Genomic DNA, 19,836 nt, shown 5'->3' on the forward strand with positions numbered 1-19,836 from the left:
TTCATTTCGCTTCCAAGAAGACCATTGTCGTTTCTGATACTTAGCAAAAACAAATACGACCAGCGTGCAGATTTCAGATAAACATCAGAAATCTGCACGCTTTTTTATATTCCATTAGGTAACCTTTTACTCACATTAGCACGAGCAAAAAATACCTCAATGCTACTGATTTATGTATGATCTGGAGTAGCCAGCATTGCTATTGGCGTAAACTTTTCAAAAACAGCATCAGTATGTGGCGCATCAGGTAATTCATCTGTTAAATCCTGACCAGCCCAATGCTCATAATGTTTTCCATTGCGCCACAACCGGCTATTAGTCATGTCGTAAATTAGACCTTTGTACGCCACCCAAATCTGAGGCTTATCCTGCCCGTTTCTAAGCGCTAACTGCTGTTTGGTATAGACAGGCAAATCCATTAGTTCTTCGCCCTGCTTTTAAACCACTCATAAAGATAGACATTCATCAGCAGCAGACTCATTAAATAAAAATGGTCTTCAAATGGAATCGTTCCTACCCTGAAATTTAAGTTTTCTTTGTTATTGTAAATCACCACCGGGATTGCCGTTAAAAAGCCATTTACAATATAAAATGGAATTAATGCCACTAAATACGCCCTGTAAAATTTGTACATGAAACGAAGTTTCACGTTAACGTATTCTACATAGGCAAGTACAATGAAAAGAAATCCAAAATTAATTAAAGTATACCAATGGTGAAAGCCGAAGAAAAGAATGGCAATACACAAGCCTAAAAACAGATTGCTCAGCGCAAGGCTATATTTTTGAAGTTCGTTTTTGGGGAAATAAGCATTTAGGCATTCATAAATAAAAACACAGGCATAAGGAACGGTTAAGAAAAATAACATTTCCTCCAGCGGAAGTCCCCATAAATAAACTCCAATAAGATAATCCGGATTAAAAGACCATACATCCAGCTTTACGAAAAGTAAATCCCAAATCAGAAACACTACTCCGGTAATTAAGATAGCAGGCACAATGTATTTCCATTTACTAAAAAAATGCACTTTCTTGTCGAACGACAATACCAGCGGAAAGAAAATTACTGCAATGTTGATTAATAAATAGATGTAGTGCATTAAATGTATTTTTTTAAAATTTTTACTTCCTCAGGTGTACAACGATTACTATCGACCATAAACCTGGCTACATTTTTCACCAGCGTCTGATCAGCAACCCCAAAGTTTCCATTTTGATAGTGCTTAACAATTTCCTTTCTATCCGCTGTTAAATCTTTACTAAAGCCTAAAAAAGATGGGGTATAATGCTGAATTGAAAACCGCATGAAACGTATTTCCATATTTTCTTTATCCATGTTTATGGCACTCTGCATGGTTTGCATAGAAACCTTTACATATTTTATCTTACTATACGGATTCCAGGCATGTTTAGCTTTAAGCGCTTCTAATGTACCAATATACGCGGTGGTTAGCGCAGTCTTATTAGGAAGTTTATTCAGCTTAACCAATAATGATTCAGTCAGCTTACTATTTTCTACCGCTTTTACCAAATCGCTTTTAAGCACGGTTATTTCTTTAGTTGATAACTGCGCGTAACATAAATTAACACTAAGCGTTAGTAAAAAAAATAAAAATCTGATTTTAAACATGGTTAATTGCAAATGTAATAAAAGGAAAGCAAATCCATTAGCTGATCAACATGCATTGTAACTGGAATACAAGTGAAGAAATGCAGGATGTCATTTCTACGACTGACATAAAGAGTTTGTCGTTCAGCGTGCCAGCGAAGCTTCTGCAAGTGATGGAAAACAAACCGTTAATAAACAAAGAACCAAAAGGCGGAAGGTTAATTAAAAAAACGGCGCCTTGCAGGCCAGGGATTTTCGCTACACGCTGAATAACAGGCATGACAATCTGCCAAAGAATAGTTCTCATTTGATTATTATTCAAACAAAATCCCGGAAAATCCTTTTATTTACACTATGGATAAAAAACCACAGATTATAGTTGTCGGCGCTGGTTTCGCAGGGCTTTCTGCCGCAGCTTTACTGGCGAAACATGGCTGCGATGTGACCGTAATCGAAAAGAATGAAATGGCGGGCGGCAGGGCCAGAATCTGGAAAAAAGATGGCTTTACTTTCGATATGGGGCCTAGCTGGTACTGGATGCCCGATGTGTTCGAAAACTTCTATAAACTATTTAACAAAACAACAGCTGATTTTTACGAATTAAAAAGATTAGACCCGTCATACCGGATTTATTTCGGTGAAAACGATACCATTAATGTACCGGCAACAGAAGAGAAGCTGTATCAGCTGTTTGAAGAATTAGAACCTGGAAGCCGTAAAAACCTTGATGTCTTTCTTCAACAGGCCAAATACAAATACGATGTGGGCATGAACGAATATGTATTCAAACCTTCTCATAGCGTAATGGAGTACTTCGATCCCAGATTAGCAATTAGCGGGATTAAGCTCCAGCTTTTGGGCAACATGCGAAAACACGTTCATAAATTGTTTAAAAACGAAAAACTACGGAAGCTTTTAGAATTTCCGGTATTATTTCTGGGTGCTACCCCTCAAAATACACCTGCGCTTTACAGCCTGATGAATTATGCCGATTTAATTATGGGCACCTGGTATCCTATCGGGGGCATGCACGAAATCGTATTAGCCATGCAGCAAATTGCAGAACAGCAAGGAGTGAAGTTTCTATTTGATACCAATGTAATCAAAATAGAAATAAAAGATAAGATAGCGAAAACAATCAAAACTAATAAAGGGAATTTCAGTGCAGATTACGTTATTGCAAATGCTGATTATCACCATGTGGAGCAGCATTTGTTAGAAAAAAACAATCGAAAATACGACGAAAATTATTGGGAAAGCCGCACTATGGCACCTTCAAGCCTGCTTTTTTACATCGCTTTGAACAAAAAACTTAAAAATGTTCTTCATCATAATTTATTTTTCGATCAGAATTTTGATGAACATGCAGAAGAAATATACACTGATCCAAAGTGGCCTTCCAAGCCATTATTCTACGCTTGCTGCCCTTCTGTAACAGATCAGAGCGTTGCACCCGAAGGCTGTGAAAACCTTTTCTTTTTAATTCCAGTTGCGCCAGGTTTGGAAGACAGCGAACTAAAACGCGCGGAATACTTTGATCTTCTGGTAGATAGATTCAAAAAATTAACAGGCAATGACATCAGCAACGCTATCCTATTTAAGAGAAGTTATGCTATGAACGATTTCGTAAGTGATTACAATGCCTTTAAAGGAAATGCATATGGCTTAGCAAACACTTTGAAACAGACCGCTTTTTTAAAACCGAAGATGAAAAGCAACGTAACGAATATGTTATATACGGGTCAGTTAACGATTCCAGGCCCTGGAGTGCCCCCTGCGATCATATCCGGACAAGTGGTCGCAAAAGAAATAATAAAAAAGTTAAAAAAAGCTTGACAAATTTAAAATTTCCCTTATCTTTATATCCACAAAACAAAAACACTGCAAATAGCCTTTTAAACACAATATTGTTCAAGGTTTGCATTTGTTTCGAAACGAAAGAGAAGGCGAATTGTTGAAAGTAAACATAAGAATCAACTAACCAAATATATGATAAGCAAATAAGGCCTGGTTTTTCCGGGCCTTTTGCTTTTTAACATATTTCTGTAATTAGCTCCCTAACATTTTTCGATCCCACCCGATTCATCATCATTATATCCTGATTTGGTAATTGATTTCGGTTTCATTTATAACTTAAAATTAAGTTACTCCTTATGAGTTAGTGGCAACAACTAAAAACTCATGGATATATTTTTAACGGCAAAAGGATGCATTATAAAAACCACCATCGCCTGTTCTCAAAAATTTAAGCAAAAAAAAAGTCCCGATTTAACTCGAGACCTTAGTTTTTCAATAGATGTATCTTAAGCCATTTCAGCAATGGCAATATCTTTAGAATATGTTTTTAAGTATTTTTTCAATATTCCGCGGGCTACATGAATACGGGTTTTTACAGTTCCGATTGGAATTTGTAACATATCAGCAATTTCATGGTATTTATATCCTTCGAAATAGCGAATAAACGGAACGTAATATTCTTCTGGCAATTGAGCAAGTGCTTTATCGATATCGCCCAACACAAACTTACTTTCTGCCTGATTTTTAGTCGCGCTGTAAGAAAGATTTGCAGATGAAATATCTTCACTCTGTGTAATTAATGTATTTGTTTTAACCAAACGACGATAGTTATTAATGAAGGTGTTTTTCATGATGGTAAACAACCAACCTTTTAAATTCGTACCCTCTTTAAACTTATTGTAATAAGTAATGGCTTTCAGCATCGTATCCTGTACAAGATCATTAGCGTCTTCTGCATCTTTTGTAAAGTTTAAAGCATAAGATCTAAGTGAAACTGAGTGATGGTTAACCAGGTGGTTGAATTCAAATTTTGTCATGATATTTAGCTTTAGGTACAATAAAAACAAATGAATTGATGTTCATTTGCATTAGTCTAATCAAACTTAATACCAAAAAAACCTGGCACACTTTGCTATTCATTAAAGTGGCCCAAAACGTGTTTTCGTCACAGAATATTTACTTCACGATCCAGAGTGACTCCAAAAGTGGACTTTACACTGTCTATAATTTGTTCAGAAAACTGAAAAACTTCCGTGCCAGTTGCATTCCCATGATTAACCAAAACCAGCGCCTGATTTTTCCAGGTACCGGTTTCGCCAACTTTCCTGCCTTTCCAGCCGCATTGCTCAATTAGCCAGCCGGCGGCAAGCTTAATCTTCCCATCCGGAGTAGGGTAATGTACCACATCTGGAAATTTAGCCACAACATCTGCAAACTCATATTTTTCTATCACCGGGTTTTTGAAAAAACTCCCCGCATTGCCTATAGTTGACGGATCTGGCAACTTACTTACCCGAATGTGCGAAACTGCTGCCGATACATCTGCAATATTCGGATTTTCGATTCCCCTTTGGCGCAGCTCTGCCTCAATTGCTCCATAAGATGTATTTATTTTCGGTTGCGATGATAAACGAAACGTAACTTCGGTGATAATATACTTCCCTTTAAAATCGCCTTTAAAAATGCTTTCACGATAACCAAAATGGCAATCTTCGAAAGTGAATGTTTCAATCTGGCCGGTTTTAATTTCGAAGGCTGTACAACTTTCGAATACATCTTTAAGTTCTACACCATATGCACCAATATTCTGAACGGGCGATGCCCCTACCGTACCGGGGATCAGGCTTAAGTTTTCAACGCCTGCAAAATTATTCGCTACACAATAGTTAACAAAATCGTTCCATACTTCCCCTGCACCCGATGTAACCAATACATTATCGCCGTTTATTGCAGCGTTAAGCCCTTTAATACTAACCTTTATTACCAGGCCAGCAAAATCCTGAGTGAACAATATATTGCTTCCTCCACCAACAATTAATAACTTTTGGGTTTTTAAAAGGCCGGTTTGAAATAAGTCATTCAGGTCATCTGCTGTTTTAATTTCCGCAAAATAATGCGCATTTACATCGATAGCAAAAGAGTTGTATGGCTTTAAAGAAATGTTTTCTAAAATTTGAAGCATGGCAGATTTAAGATTATGCTGCAAAAGTAAAATAAAAATAGTTACGGCACGATTACCGTAATACCCTTATCAAATTTAAAACTTAACTCGTTCGATTTTGTATCCGCCGGTTTAACTCCAGTTAATTTCCAACCTATAAATTGCGGCTTCACTTTAGCAGTTTCCAACAATCGATATCGATCCTTTGTAAGCCTTGCGCTGATCATTCCAACGCTATCTGATTCTTTTTGACTCAAATGTTCTATCTCAGATTCTAATACAGCAAGGACAGAATCCAGCTCATTACCCTTCCTGATGCTATCTGCATATGCTTTAGGCTCGATGTTATAAAGGCTATCAAGACTCGAATTTTTAAAATTTAGTTTTTGATCTGAGTTTTCATATTTCAATTTCACCAGATCTATAGCCCGATCCTGATCGGTTTTTCTGGCACAGGAAGATAATCCTATTATGGTAAGTGTAAGGAACAAAAATTGATAGCGTTTCTTCATCGGTTTAATTTTTAAGCACCTTTTTATTAATAAACAACAGACCAAAAGCCTCCCCCTTATCTTTCCCCTGATTTTTGTGGTGAATTTTATGCGCCTTTCTAACCGCTTTCAGATAAGTATTATTGCTCTTAAATGTTTTGAATCTTCTGTGTACAAACCAATCATGAACCACAAAATAAATTACACCGTACATGGTAATGCCGAAGCCAATAAAAAAGCGATAGCCAAAATACTTTCGATCAACGTACATCAGATAGAGCGATAAGGCTGCAAAAAGTAGGGCAAATAAATCATTCCATTCAAAAAAAGCGTGCGATTTCTCATGATGACTTTTATGCATAAACCACAATGGTCCATGAAATAAATATTTGTGAATACACCAGGAGAGGCATTCCATCACAACAATTGTGCTTAATACGATTAGGATACTGATAATCACATGCATCATCTTATTTGTTACCGTAAATATATACAAACCATTTTAAACTGAAATAAATTGTCATTTTCGTGTCAGTTGTTGATCGATTGTTAATCAACTAATTAAGAAATGAAAATTTAAATCTAACTTTGACTAAAATATTAAAAAAGTCAGAAAGTAGAAAAGTAAAATGATTGTAGCTGATAAAAAGCGAGAACAAATTATAGAAGGTGCCATTAAGCGTTTTAGCCATTTTGGAATTGGTAAAACAACAATGAACGACATTGCTGAAGATCTATCTGTTTCGAAACCATCTCTTTATTATTATTTCCCGGATAAGAAAAGTCTTATCGTAGGTGTAATTGAGAAAGTATTTACAGATTATTTCGACTTATTAAAGAAAAAATATAATCCGGATGATGCGATAGAAAACATTCTCTTTCAAACGATCGACATTCGCAATACTTTTTTTATGAAGTATTTTATGTTAAGAATCTCGGAAGGGCTTCCTGATATTTTTAATGATGATGCGATGAAAAAGAAACTAACAGCATTGAAAGATTCAGAAAAAGTGTTTTTTGCTCAAATCTTTGAAAGGGCTCAGGAAAAAGGAGAAATCAAACATGAAAACATGGCGCATGTTGCTGAGCTATATCTGGAAAGTTTAATGGGCTTAACTAACATGTGTATTATGGAACTTGGAAAAGACCTTTTACCTGATAAGAAAACAGTGAACAGGATGACGCAGAAGCAGAAAGACTTGTCTACCATCTTTACAAAAGGGCTAACCTGTTAAGCATTTATTGACACAGGTCCCCAGATAAGTTGAATTATAGGCTTTAAGCCTCGAAGTAGTTAAAAATAATCAGATAGTACCCAAAAAATAAAAAACAATATATTATGCTTAGAGTAAAAATGGTAAAATTAATGCTCGCCTTAATCTTCGGCATAGCTTTACCACAATTGGTTGCTGCCCAACAACAGCTTACCCTGAAAGATGCACTCACCTTTGCACTGCAGAACAATGCCAACGTTCGTAAATCGAGATTGGATATTGAAGGCGGAAGATATAAGGTACAAGAAGTAAGGGCTCAGGCTTTACCAACCATTAGCGGTACTGCCGGATTAACGTACAATCCAATTATCGCACAACAAGTTGTAGATTTCGGTGGCCAGCTTCAAACATTAAAGTTCGGCCAGAAGTGGAATTCCACTGCGGGGGTTCAACTTTCGCAACAAATCTTCAATCAACAGGTTTTTACGGGTTTACAAGCTGCAAGATCCAGTGAGGAATATTATAACCTCACTTCTCAGTTAACAGAAGAGCAGATTATCGAGTTGGTAGCTAACAATTATTATCAGGTTTTGGTAAACAGACAGCAATTAAATGTGATTGATACCAACATTAAAAATGTTAATGTTGTAGAGAAAATCGTGTCTAATCAATACAAAAACGGATTGGCCAGAAAGATTGATGTAGATCGTATTAACGTGAACTTAACCAATTTAACTACCCAACGTGAGCAAGTGATTAATGGCATTACGCAATTGGAAAACCAATTAAAATTCTCAATGGGGATGCCGGTATCAACTGAAATCGAATTGCCTTTCACAGAATTAACAGCCGTTAGTCAACTCCCGGTATTTACAGATTCTGTTGATCTGGCTAACAGAACAGAGGTAAAGTTATTGGATAATCAAGACAAGTTATTATCGCTGCAAAGAAAAGCTTATGTAGCAGAATACTACCCCAGTTTATCGCTATCCGGAAATTACACCTATTCCAGTCAAAGTAATGGCTTCGACTTTTTAAACTCGAACGCCTCGGCAATCGGTTTCGGCTCATCAGCCATCGGCTTAACTTTAAAAGTGCCGATATTTAATGGTTTCTTAACCCGTTCAAAAATCCGCCAGGCAGATGTAAATATCAAAAAAGCACAGGTAGATAGAAGAGAATCAACAAACTCTTTGAATCTTGCTTACGAGAATGCTAAAATTCAGTTAAGAAATAACCTGAACACCATCAATTCACAAAGAAAAAATGCTGATTTGGCTCAGGAAATATATAAGAGTACACAAAACAACTATAACAACGGACTGGCTAGTTTAACTGATTTACTAGATACAGAAAATGCTTTAACTGAAGCACAGAACAGCTATACACAGGCTTTGTTAAATTATAAAGTAGCTGAAATACAATTAATAAAATCAAACGGAAATATTAAATCGCTAGTACAATAGAAATGAAAAGAATAATTATCGTAATTGTCGTTATTGTTGTTGCCCTTGGTGCAATAGCTTATGTTTTAACAAACAACAAGAAGAAAAATGAGGCTAAAACTGCTTTCATCGCTGAGGGTGGTGGTGCTGTTGCCGTTCGTATCGCTTCTGTAGAAAAAAAGGTAGTTGATTTAGATTTTGTAGCAAACGGAAATTTTGCACCGAAACAAGAGTTAAACTTTCTATCGGAAAATGCTGGTCGCGTGACTAAAATTTACGTTGATGAAGGTGATAAAGTAACTAAAGGACAGGCGTTAGCACGCCTTGATGCCGAAATTATCAATACAGACAGAGCAACTGCTGAAGCGACCTACCAGAATGCGGTAAGAGATGAAGCAAGATATCAGAGTTCTTTTCAAACTGGTGGCGTAACGAAACAACAGTTGGATCAGGCTAAATTGACAACCAAAAATGCAAAACTGCGTTTACAGGCTTCACAAAGAAAATTAAGTGATGCGAATATCAAATCTCCTATTAACGGAATTGTAAACAAAAGATACATTGAAGTTGGTGCTTTCGTTACTGCTCAAGGTACTCAGTTGTTCGAATTGGTTGATGTTTCTAAATTGAAATTGAAAGTTAATGTAAACGAATCTCAGGTTGCGAGCCTGAAAGTTGGCGATCAGATCAGCATCAAATCAACCATTTTCCCAACGGAGAAATTCTCTGGAAAAATCACTTTTATTGCGCCTAAAGCTGATGCAACATTAAACTTCCCGATTGAGGTTGAGGTAACCAACAACTCTAAAAACAGCTTAAGAGCAGGAATGTATGGAACGGCAGTATTTAGCTTCCCTAAACAGGCACCAAGTATTTTAATTCCCCGTACTTCATTTGTTGGAAGTGTAAGTAGCAATCAGGTTTTTGTTTATGATAAATCTAACAATACTTCTAAGCTGCGCAAAGTTGTTCCGGGCCGTATTTTAGGTGATAATGTAGAAATACTTGGAGGCTTAAATGAAGGTGAATCTGTAATTACCAGTGGCCAGATTAACTTAGCTGAAGGCACTGCCGTTAGTATTGTTAAATAAGTCAGGCGTTTAAAGTCATTAGTCAGATCACGCAGTGGTGCAAACCATTGGCATAAAAAATTAAAATGAAAATAACAGACATTTCGATAAAAAGGCCTTCGCTGGTAATTGTGGTTTTCACCGCACTTACCCTCTTAGGGCTATTGAGTTACTTTTCGCTGGGGTATGAATTATTACCAAAATTCTCAAACAACGTAGTATCCATTTCAACAATCTACCCCGGAGCATCACCTGCGGAGGTAGAAAATACCGTAACCAAGAAAATTGAAGATGCGGTATCCTCCATGGAGAACATTAAAAAAATCAACGCGGTATCATTCGAAAGTTTATCTACGGTAACCATTACCCTAACGGATGCGGCCAATGTAGATCTCTCTTTAAATGATGCGCAACGGAAGATAAATGCAATTCTATCTGATTTACCTGATGATGTAAAAACGCCTTCACTGAGTAAATTCTCGTTAGATGATTTACCCGTTATTACCATGACTGCTTCTGCAAATATGGATGATGTGAGTTTCTATGATTTAATTGATCAGCGAATTTCGCCCGTAATTTCGAGGGTAAAAGGTATTGCACAGGTTAACCTTGTGGGTGGTTCTGAACGTGAAATTCAGGTCTCTTTAGATGCAAACAAATTGCAGGGTTACAACCTTTCTGTTCCTCAGGTTCAGCAGATGATTTTAAGTTCTAACTTAGATTTCCCTACCGGAAGTGTTAAAACAGAAAATCAGGATGTTTTAATTCGTTTATCTGGTAAATACAGAAGCATCGAAGAACTGAGAAACCTGGTGTTATCCACTTCAAAAGATGGTTCACAAATCCGCTTAGGTGATGTAGCCGATGTACAGGATTCGCAAAAGGAAACCGAAAAATTAGCACGTATTAACCGCAAGGCATCTATTGCAATTCAAATCATTAAACAAAGTGATGCAAATGCGGTAGAAGTAAGTGAAGGCGTACACGCCATTATTGCAAAACTTAAAACTGAATACGCAGCAAACAAGCTGGATATTAAGATTGTAAACGATAGTTCAATCTTTACCTTAGAATCTGCCGATGCCGTTATCCATGATTTAATTTTAGCCGTTATTCTGGTGGCTTTCGTAATGCTTTTCTTCCTGCACAGTTTACGTAATGCGTTAATTGTAATGGTATCTATCCCGGCATCATTAATTGCAACCTTTATTGGGATCAGTTTATTAGGCTACACGCTAAACCTGATGTCTTTATTAGGGCTATCCCTGGTGGTGGGTATTCTGGTGGATGATGCAATTGTGGTTTTGGAAAACATCCAGCGCCACATGGAAATGGGTAAAAATAAAGTCCGTGCAGCATCTGATGCAACCAGAGAAATTGGTTTTACCGTAGTATCCATTACGATGGTAATTGTGGTGGTATTCTTCCCTATTGCGGTAAGTTCCGGCCTGGTATCTAACATTCTACGCCAGTTCTGTGTGGTGGTAATCATTGCAACCTTACTTTCATTAGTGGCATCATTTACCATTGTACCTTTACTTTTCTCCCGTTATGGAAAGTTAGAGCACATTGAAGGTAAAAATATCTTCGGCCGGTTCATTTTATGGTTCGAGAAACAATTAAAAAAATTCACCATCTGGATTACCGGTGTACTAAACTGGTCGCTAAACCATAAAAGACGTACCATTGCTGCCGTTGTAGTATTATTTATCGCGGCAATGTGGTTGGCTGTAGCAGGTTTTATCGGATCAGAGTTTTTCCCGAAATCGGATAAAGGAGAGTTTTTAGTGCAGATCGAATTACCGAAAGATGCACCATTAGAACAAACCAATTTCTTCACGCAGAGGGCAGAAGCATTCTTAAGCAAACAGCCAGAAATTACCCAGTTAATTACAACTGTTGGTCAGGCCAGTGGCGATATGGGCGGAACGCAGGCAACAGCATATAAATCTGAAATCAATGTTAAGCTAGTTGAGCGTGATAAACGTGAAGGAATGTCATCTGACGTTTTCGCAACGAAAATGAGCCGTGCCCTGGCCAAAGAATTGGTAGGCGCAAAAGTAAAAACAGTGCCTATTAGTATTTTAGGTATTGCAGAGAATGCGCCAATTAGTTTAGTGGTAATGGGCTCCAACCTGGATAGTGCCTTAAAATATGCGGAAGGTGCTCAAAAAGTTCTTAAAACCATTCCTGGAGCAACAGAGATTAAGTTATCAGTTGAAAAAGGTACACCAGAGATTAACGTTCAGGTAGATCGTGATAAAATGTCGGCTGTTGGCTTAACCTTATCAACAGTTGGTTCTACCATGCAAACTGCCTTTGCGGGTAATACGGATGGTAAATATAGAAAAGGAGAATATGAATACGATATTAACATTCAATATCAGGATTTCAACAGAAGAAATATTGATGATGTAAGGAATCTGATCTTTGTAAACGATCAGGGTGCCCAGATTAAATTATCACAGTTTGCAAACATTACAGAAGGTTCGGGCCCAAGCCAGTTAGAGCGTTTTAACAAATCAACATCAGTATCCGTACAAGCGCAATCTATTGGTAGGCCAACCGGGACTATCGTAGCTGATTATAAGAAAAAACTACTGGAGATGCAAAAGAATGGCAAATTGAAAGCTCCTGTAGGCGTAAGTTATACCTGGGGTGGTGATGAAGAGAACCAGGCTGAAGGTTTTGGTACTTTAGGTATCGCCTTGCTTGCTTCCATCATTTTAGTTTACCTGATCATGGTTGCTTTATATGATAGTTTTGTTTATCCATTCGTGGTGATGTTCTCGCTTCCATTGGCTTTAATTGGGGCATTTTTAGCGCTGGCGTTAACGAACAACTCAATTGGTATCTTCACCATTTTAGGTTTTATTATGTTGATGGGTCTGGTAGCGAAGAATGCGATTATCCTGGTCGATTTTACCAACCAGATGAAAGCCGAAGGAAAATCGACAATCGAAGCCCTTGTTCTTGCTAATCATGCACGTTTACGCCCAATCTTAATGACCACCATTGCCATGATTTTTGGTATGCTTCCAATTGCATTGGCAAGTGGAGCGGGTGCAGAATGGAAAAATGGTTTGGCCTGGGTTATTGTTGGTGGATTAACCAGTTCGTTATTTTTAACCTTGATTGTAGTACCAGTAGTGTATCTTATTTTTGATATTATGTTAGATAAACTTGGTTTCAACAAAAAAGGAAAAACTATTGAGGAATTAATGGTTGAACCATATGACCATAAAGAAGTATTAGAATACGATTTAGATACTAAACATTAAGATAAATACATCCAAAATAACAATCAATCAGGCTGCCTTCCCAAAGGCAGCCTTTTTTGTTTCTGGCTGTCGAGGGCCTACAGCAATAAAAAACACCAGTAAGCAACTGATTATCAACATCAATTAAGTCAATCCACATACTGGATCAGGATAAATGATTAGTCATCAAACAAAATAATATTCAACATTGTATATTAGTGATATGTTTAAAGTTGTATTATCCCTGATTTTAATCAGCGCTTCCCTTTTAGTTCGAGCACAACACCCACCAGTTTTCGCAGCAATGACCAGCGACTCATCCTTTATTAAGGTTGCTGATTTAGATATTACCCTGGTTAAATACAGTTACAAACCTAACGGCGTCCGTTTTTTAGTCGTTCACGATAATGAAGATACTGGCGTAAAGGCTGGATTCGATTATATCCGGTGGAGTGGCGGCGAATTAATTGATAGTCAATATGGTGGCGTGAGAGATTACACCTTCACACACATGGACGATCCCTATCGAATTGATCCGAATGCGATTTATACCGAAACCGGCGTTAAAACCCGGTTAAAAAAAGAGGCATACAGTTCTGGCGAGATAGAGAAATCTATTCTTGATGCCGGTAAACAAATCGTTAATTTCTACGATCCGAAATCTATCGGATACTTTCTTACCCTACATAATAACGGGGACGGCGGTTTTGGAATTTCATCGTACCTACCGGGTTACGATTTATCAAGCACAGCAGATTCGGTTTACATTAATTTTGAAATGGATGGAGACGATTTACTTTACGTTACAGAGCCTCGTTTGTTCACCAGCTTAAAGAAGGCCAATGTAAATGTTATCCTGCAATCTAAATTTGCAGAGAATGATGGTTCCTTATCAGTTTACGCAATGATCAATCATATTCCGTATATCAATGTAGAAGTACAACATGGTCATCAGGAAGAAAACCTCCGGCTGATTGAAATTGCTATAGCTGCACTTAAGGAGCACGGACTAATAAAAAAAGAGTGAAACGCTACTCAATTGCTTTGATTTTACCAACCAGAAAGCTTACCAATAAGCCAAAAACGCCAATCACCCCATAAGAATATTGTAGGCTGGATAGTGCAGAAATGTAACCGATTAGTGGTGGACCCATTAGGAAACCTAAATAACTTACACTCGAAACTACCGCAATTGCAATTCCCGGAGATACTTTTCCGTTTTTCCCGGCAACGCTATAAAGCGTTGGTACAATACTCGAAACACCAACCCCAACAAGCATAAACCCAATTGTGGCCGTGATCATATAAGGGAAAAACACAGACAAAAACATGCCCGTAGACATAATTAATCCACTGATTTGAATGGTCTTTTTACGGCCTAATCTGGAAATGATTCTATCGCCAACGAAACGACCGGTAGCCATCATGATCATGAATGAAGCATAGCCCAAAATTACCAGAGATGTAGGTGCCTTGACAATATCTTTAAAATAAACTCCACTCCAATCAAACATCGCGCCTTCTGTGGCCATGCTGCAAAAGCCAATAATTCCAAGTTGCATCAGCGCCCCTTCGGGCATAGTGAACAATTTAGGTTTGCGTTCGGTTGTGGTACCCTTACCCGGAACAAGATGTTTATAATTAAAGAATACATTTACAAAAATTAATCCGCTAATGATCCAGAAGTGATAGTATGGAATGATATGGAGATTGACCATCAGCAGGCCCACTAATGCTCCGGTAAATCCGGCAATGCTCCAGGCACCATGGAAAGAGGTCATAATGGGTCTGCCAAAAAGTTTTTCTGCTTCAGAACCTTGCGTATTCACCGCAATATTACACATGTTACCTACTACACCAAAAAGGAACAGAAATGCAGCCAAATGCCACGGCGCAGTAGCCAGACCTAAGTTTCCCAATGCTAAAACATAGAGCGGCGCAGTAATGGTTAATATCTTTTTGCTTCCGTATTTAGTTACTAATCTGCCTGATATTGGCATCGTAATTAATTGGCCAAGAGGTAATGCCAGCAAAATACTTCCCAATGCACCATCTGATAAATCCAAAGTATGTTTAATATCAGGGATACGGCTTGCCCAGGATGCAAAAGCAATTCCCTGACCGAAGTAAAAAAGCGAAACAGCTAATCGAATTCTATTTGGAGAGCTTTGTGCTAATACAGGTTTTTTATCTGCTTGAACTGAATTTTCCTGGGCTGCCTTTGTCTCTTCCAAATTATTGTTTCTTTTATGAACGGGTAATACTTTGCAAAGTTCCTTAAATCAATTGAAAAAATAAAGCATTATTATCATTTAGAAATCACTAAAACGAAAAACTGCTCCTTATCTATTAGAAAAAGAAAGCAGATGTGCTATATGTAAAGCCTATAGGGTTAATGAAACCTACGAGGTTTGGAGGGTGAAATAAACAAAAACAGCCAGTAATTTCTTACCAGCTGTTTTGTGTATATCTGCTAAAACAAATTCAGCTTACTAATTTTAAATGTGGATTGCCCTGTTATCCGTTGCAGCCAACGCAGCTTCTTTTAATGCTTCAGTATACGTTGGGTGAGCATGACAAGTACGTGCAATATCTTCTGCTGATGCACGGAACTCCATTGCGATTACGGCTTCTGCAATTACATCAGCCACACGTGGACCAATCATATGCACGCCTAAAACTTCATCAGTTGCGGCATCAGCTAATACCTTAATGAAACCATCAGTATCCATACTGGCTTTAGCACGGCCACTCGCTTTAAAAGGGAATGAACCAGCCTTATATTTTGTTCCTTTTTCTTTCAATTGCTCTTCTGTATAACCAACAGAGGCAACTTCCGGCCAGGTATAAACTACGCCCGGAATCAGGTTATAATTGATATGCGGTTTTTGTCCGGCGATAACTTCGGCAACATAGGTTCCTTCATCTTCCGCCTTGTGTGCTAACATTGCACCGGTAATTACATCGCCGATGGCATAAACACCTTCAACCGAAGTTTCTAAATGTTCATTTACAGGAATCTTTTTACCTCTTTCTTCTACCGTAATCCCGATTTTATCTAAACCTAAACCTTCGCTGTAAGCCGTACGACCTACTGCAACGATGCAATAATCAGCATCTAAAGAAATGGTTTCACCTTTTGGCGTTTGAGCAGTAACCGTTACCGTTTCACCGTTATTGGTTGCGCCAGTAACTTTATGGCCCATGTAAAATTCCATGTTCAGGTGTTTCTTTAAAACACGTTGAAGTTCTTTACCTAAACTAGCATCCATTGTTGCAATGATTGATGGTAAAAATTCTACAACAGAAACTTTCGTACCTAAACGTGCATACACTGAACCTAACTCTAAACCGATTACGCCACCACCAATAACCACCATCGATTTTGGAACTTCTTTAATATTTAAAGCTTCAGTTGAGGTAATGATCCGTTTTTTATCGATTGGTAAAAATGGCAATGTGGTCGGTTTTGAACCCGTAGCAATGATCACATTTTTAGCAGATAATGTTTCTGTAGAACCATCAGCCTTAGTAACCAAAATTGTGTTTTTGTCTACAAACGAGCCAACACCTTCATAAGAATCGATTTTATTTTTCTTAAACAAATATGTGATACCGGCAGTATTTTGAGCCACAACGTCGTCTTTACGGGCGATCATTTGGTTCATATCAACTGATAAATCTTTTAAATTGATACCATGAATGGGAAATGACTGAGCAGCATTGTGGTAATGCTCAGACGAATCTAATAGCGCTTTTGATGGAATACAACCCACGTTCAAGCAAGTGCCTCCAAAGGTTTTATATTTTTCAACAACTGCAGTTTTTAGACCTAACTGTGCACAACGGATTGCGCCTACATAACCGCCCGGCCCTGAACCGATAACAATGACATCGTATTGCATAATTTCTTTAAAATTTGATTGTTCAAATGTAACGAAAAAAGGCGGAAAGGTGAAGCCTCAAAAGCTTAAAGACACGAGGTAAAATGACAATTTTACACTGAAAATGGATTGTAATTACTTATTTCTAATTCGTTTCTAATACAACCAGCCAATTAAAAAGCTCCAGCTGATCTTTAAAAAACAAAACAGGCTTCGGCAATACCGAAACCTGTTTTAAACATTTGATTTTCACCAAATAGCTGAGGCAATAATTTGTTAATATTAAAAGCTATACGAGGTATTCGCGATTAAAGCTTGTCCCGTAGAAGTACCTTCTTTTTTTAGTTGACCATCTACATAAATCTGTGCCTTCAGTGATGATGTTCCATTTGCACCTGTTGCACTACCAGACATAGTTGCAACAACCGTACCTGCAGGAACGATAACCTCAGGGCTTGTCCATGCTGTGCCGCTAAGTGAAGAGGCAGTGGTTACCTGGCCATCATAACCATAAGCAACTACACTAAGGTTACTGCCAGCAGATGCTTCAAGTTTGAAAACCACTTTATGCGAGGTTTTGTTAGGTGGACTGTCTACGTCTTCATCTTTTTTACAAGACATTAAACCAGTAAATAATAGTAAAGCAAAAAAAGATAGTAATGTTGTTTTAATCCTTCTGTTTTCCATGGGTATAATCGTTTTTTAAAGTTGTTTCATCTTGCCTGCCTTGCCATCATTTTAGATTTACAAGCACAGAAATATTGAATCACAAATAAACGAACGGAGGTTTTGATTCACAATCCCCAATAAAAGCGATTTTTTTATCCTTGTTTTTAAGTAGAAAATTGGTTTTGTACGGCCCTATACGGAGATAATATTTTTCGATAGCGAGATTAATGGCGATTGTAAAAAAATCACAAAACAAAATTTGAAAAACGAATAATAATGGAAATGATTAAACTCAGATCAATTGTTTGTTCAACATAAATTCTTTGGCATTTGCAAAACTCAGAAACAATTCATCTGCGATCTTTAATTTCAGATGCGCCCTTACATTACTTTGAATGGCATAACAGGTAATACCCGCAGCCATAGCAGATTTTACACCATTAATCGTATCTTCGAAAACAAGACATTCCTCCTTTCTAAAACCCAGTTTTTCTACACAAATATTATAACTTTCCGGATCTGGCTTACTTTTACTTACATCTGTTCTGGTCACGAATAAAGTAAAGTATTTGGCTAAACCATTTCTGTTGAATACTGCTTCTACATCTGCCCTCGGACTAGCGGTTACCACTGCCAGTGTAAGTCCTTTTTCATAAAAATAGCGAACAAAATCTAAAGCATGGGGCATTAATTCAATGTCATTATGCTCAAATCCGTAGCGTGTTAATTGCTCCCTTCTGATAATAAAATTATCTAAATCTGCATTAATTTTATATTTATCAGTAATGGTTTTGGCATTTTGGGGTAAAGGGATTCCGGCATAATTGGCTATCCAGTCTTTAAAGTCCAATTTAACGCCGAATTCATGTAAAAACTCATTCCAGCAATCAAAATGAAACTTCTCAGAATCAATTAATGTTCCATCCAAATCAAATAATAACGCTTTTATTTTACTCATTATATTTTTTATTATAGAAGTATTAAGTCCAGACTAAAGACTCCGGACTCAAGACTCAAGACTTCCTTCACGGCATCACCTCGAATAAAAAGAACTGCTGCACCTGGGTTTTTCCAAAATTATTATCCACACAGCACACAAGTGTATGGTTTCCATTTGGCAGTTTTGGACCAAAGGTAATGCCTTCGATGTTATCAATGTGCATGTTCAAACTATCAAAATCAAAAAGCAATTTCTTTTGAAGTGGCTTTGGAGGGTTTTTGATAAAAGAAGGATTATCAATAACATTTTCAGCACCTTGTAAATCAACCAGATAGAGCTTAACAAAAGAATGATCATCCCGTCCCCTCGCCCAGGCCCTTTCCATGACCAAAAGTATGTGACTATTAACGGCCAATATTTCAGAAACCCCGTTTAAATTCCAGTCACTTTCTACGGTAGGTTTAATCGGCAAAGCATCAAGACGGTAAGCATATTGTGCGGTATTCCTTTTTGCATCCACATCGAATTTCAAAATTCGGGTAAGCGCCTGGTCGAACTGGAATGCTGCTGGCGCTCCATCCTGATAAAGTGGCTCTTCTAAACTTGCATATAACGTTTTGTATTGATCAGCATACGCTAAACCTTCAAAAAAAGCATTTTTTCTTATCCCATATTCTTGCTTTGTAATATGAAAACCTGCCGGGAGTGGTACAGTATCAATATATTTCCCGGCTAAAGAAATCAACGTTAATGCTGGCTGAACGATAGTTGTATCAGTTGGGCGATATAAACGCTCACCTTCGTTACTCCACACTAACGTTTTTCCAGCTGGATTATAACGAACCGATTCACCATCGGCTTTTGAATTTTTACCGTACTGATATTTTGGATATTGCCTGCCATCTTCTTGCGAAATGAAGATAACATCCTTCAGGTTGATCGTATCTATCTTATTTTCTTTAACCACTATTTTAGCAGTATAAATTCTCGCCGGACTAAACTGCGAAGGATCATCACTGATCAGATAATATTGATCATTTCCAGCATCATAATCTATTCCCGATAAACCACCTACCAATGTATTCTGGAAGGTGTCATTTAACGGCATAATGTATTCGCTCAAAAACTTAATTGATGATATGGTAGTTTCCTTCGACTGGACGGCAACATTTTTGGTTGCAATGCAAGAAGAAAAAAGAATAATAAACGAAAAACAGGAAAGAATTACTTTGGATGATACTTTTTTCAAACCGGATATTTTATGACACAAAAGTATAGAAATTGCAATGACAATAGT

Annotated in this window: 19 protein-coding genes; 6 read left to right on the forward strand and 13 right to left on the reverse strand. The window is 37.6% G+C overall.

Annotated features, from left to right (window positions below):
• Positions 1-170: 170 nt before the first annotated feature.
• From GJU39_RS02935 to GJU39_RS02950, 4 genes are read right to left on the reverse strand one after another with little or no spacing between them, the layout of a single operon-like run.
• Complete coding sequence (locus GJU39_RS02935; RefSeq protein ID WP_154279194.1) at positions 171-419, reverse strand: cytochrome b5 domain-containing protein; 249 nt, start codon at positions 417-419, stop codon at positions 171-173.
• Entirely contained in the window at positions 419-1,099 is a 681-nt protein-coding gene (locus tag GJU39_RS02940) for a lycopene cyclase domain-containing protein (RefSeq protein WP_154279195.1), read from the reverse strand. The genes GJU39_RS02935 and GJU39_RS02940 overlap by 1 nt, the downstream gene beginning before the upstream one ends.
• Complete coding sequence (locus GJU39_RS02945) at positions 1,099-1,629, reverse strand: hypothetical protein (protein ID WP_167515634.1); 531 nt, start codon at positions 1,627-1,629, stop codon at positions 1,099-1,101. Before GJU39_RS02945 ends, GJU39_RS02940 begins: the two co-directional genes overlap by 1 nt.
• Before the next feature lie 37 nt (positions 1,630-1,666).
• The gene (locus tag GJU39_RS02950; RefSeq protein WP_154279197.1) at positions 1,667-1,915 is read right to left on the reverse strand and encodes a hypothetical protein; all 249 of its coding nucleotides are present in this window, start codon (positions 1,913-1,915) and stop codon (positions 1,667-1,669) included.
• A 47-nt stretch (positions 1,916-1,962) separates the two neighbouring features.
• On the opposite strand from GJU39_RS02950, the gene GJU39_RS02955 reads away from it, so the two are divergent.
• Positions 1,963-3,444, forward strand: coding sequence for a phytoene desaturase family protein (locus tag GJU39_RS02955; protein ID WP_154279198.1), 1,482 nt, complete (start codon positions 1,963-1,965; stop codon positions 3,442-3,444).
• A gap of 467 nt (positions 3,445-3,911) precedes the next feature.
• Here GJU39_RS02955 and GJU39_RS02960 read toward each other — a convergent pair whose 3' ends face one another.
• From GJU39_RS02960 to GJU39_RS02975, 4 genes are all read right to left on the reverse strand, one after another.
• Entirely contained in the window at positions 3,912-4,442 is a 531-nt protein-coding gene (locus GJU39_RS02960) for an RNA polymerase sigma factor (RefSeq protein ID WP_154279199.1), read from the reverse strand.
• A 128-nt stretch (positions 4,443-4,570) separates the two neighbouring features.
• Entirely contained in the window at positions 4,571-5,587 is a 1,017-nt protein-coding gene (murB, locus tag GJU39_RS02965) for a UDP-N-acetylmuramate dehydrogenase (protein WP_154279200.1), read from the reverse strand.
• 41 nt (positions 5,588-5,628) lie between these two features.
• Entirely contained in the window at positions 5,629-6,078 is a 450-nt protein-coding gene (locus tag GJU39_RS02970; protein ID WP_154279201.1) for a hypothetical protein, read from the reverse strand.
• Between the two features lie 4 nt (positions 6,079-6,082).
• Positions 6,083-6,553 carry a sterol desaturase family protein gene (locus tag GJU39_RS02975; RefSeq protein ID WP_245227667.1) on the reverse strand — a complete coding sequence of 157 codons (471 nt, stop codon included), beginning with the start codon at positions 6,551-6,553 and terminating at the stop codon, positions 6,083-6,085.
• 133 nt (positions 6,554-6,686) lie between these two features.
• Here GJU39_RS02975 and GJU39_RS02980 point away from each other — a divergent pair, with 133 nt between their 5' ends.
• From GJU39_RS02980 to GJU39_RS03000, 5 genes are all read left to right on the forward strand, one after another.
• Entirely contained in the window at positions 6,687-7,292 is a 606-nt protein-coding gene (locus tag GJU39_RS02980; RefSeq protein WP_154279202.1) for a TetR/AcrR family transcriptional regulator, read from the forward strand.
• A gap of 104 nt (positions 7,293-7,396) precedes the next feature.
• On the forward strand, positions 7,397-8,737 hold the full coding sequence (locus tag GJU39_RS02985; protein WP_154279203.1) for a TolC family protein: 1,341 nt from the start codon (positions 7,397-7,399) through the stop codon (positions 8,735-8,737).
• A gap of 2 nt (positions 8,738-8,739) precedes the next feature.
• On the forward strand, positions 8,740-9,807 hold the full coding sequence (locus GJU39_RS02990) for an efflux RND transporter periplasmic adaptor subunit (protein ID WP_154279204.1): 1,068 nt from the start codon (positions 8,740-8,742) through the stop codon (positions 9,805-9,807).
• A gap of 65 nt (positions 9,808-9,872) precedes the next feature.
• Entirely contained in the window at positions 9,873-13,067 is a 3,195-nt protein-coding gene (locus GJU39_RS02995; RefSeq protein ID WP_154279205.1) for an efflux RND transporter permease subunit, read from the forward strand.
• Positions 13,068-13,269: 202 nt separating this feature from the next.
• Complete coding sequence (locus tag GJU39_RS03000) at positions 13,270-14,073, forward strand: hypothetical protein (RefSeq protein ID WP_154279206.1); 804 nt, start codon at positions 13,270-13,272, stop codon at positions 14,071-14,073.
• 4 nt (positions 14,074-14,077) lie between these two features.
• On the opposite strand, the gene GJU39_RS03005 is transcribed toward GJU39_RS03000, so the two are convergent.
• The 5 genes from GJU39_RS03005 to GJU39_RS03025 form a co-directional block, all read right to left on the reverse strand.
• A complete protein-coding gene (locus GJU39_RS03005) occupies positions 14,078-15,280 on the reverse strand; it encodes an MFS transporter (protein WP_154279207.1) in 1,203 nt (400 codons plus the stop codon).
• Positions 15,281-15,544: 264 nt separating this feature from the next.
• Entirely contained in the window at positions 15,545-16,951 is a 1,407-nt protein-coding gene (gene lpdA / locus GJU39_RS03010; protein WP_154279208.1) for a dihydrolipoyl dehydrogenase, read from the reverse strand.
• A gap of 261 nt (positions 16,952-17,212) precedes the next feature.
• Complete coding sequence (locus GJU39_RS03015; protein WP_154279209.1) at positions 17,213-17,617, reverse strand: hypothetical protein; 405 nt, start codon at positions 17,615-17,617, stop codon at positions 17,213-17,215.
• Positions 17,618-17,891: 274 nt separating this feature from the next.
• The gene (locus tag GJU39_RS03020) at positions 17,892-18,557 is read right to left on the reverse strand and encodes an HAD family hydrolase (RefSeq protein WP_154279210.1); all 666 of its coding nucleotides are present in this window, start codon (positions 18,555-18,557) and stop codon (positions 17,892-17,894) included.
• Between the two features lie 67 nt (positions 18,558-18,624).
• Positions 18,625-19,788 (reverse strand): esterase-like activity of phytase family protein, encoded by a 1,164-nt coding sequence (locus GJU39_RS03025; RefSeq protein WP_154279211.1) that lies wholly within the window; start codon positions 19,786-19,788, stop codon positions 18,625-18,627.
• Between the last annotated feature and the right edge of the window lie 48 nt (positions 19,789-19,836).

The organism is Pedobacter petrophilus (assembly GCF_009674725.1).
GTDB lineage: Bacteria > Bacteroidota > Bacteroidia > Sphingobacteriales > Sphingobacteriaceae > Pedobacter > Pedobacter petrophilus.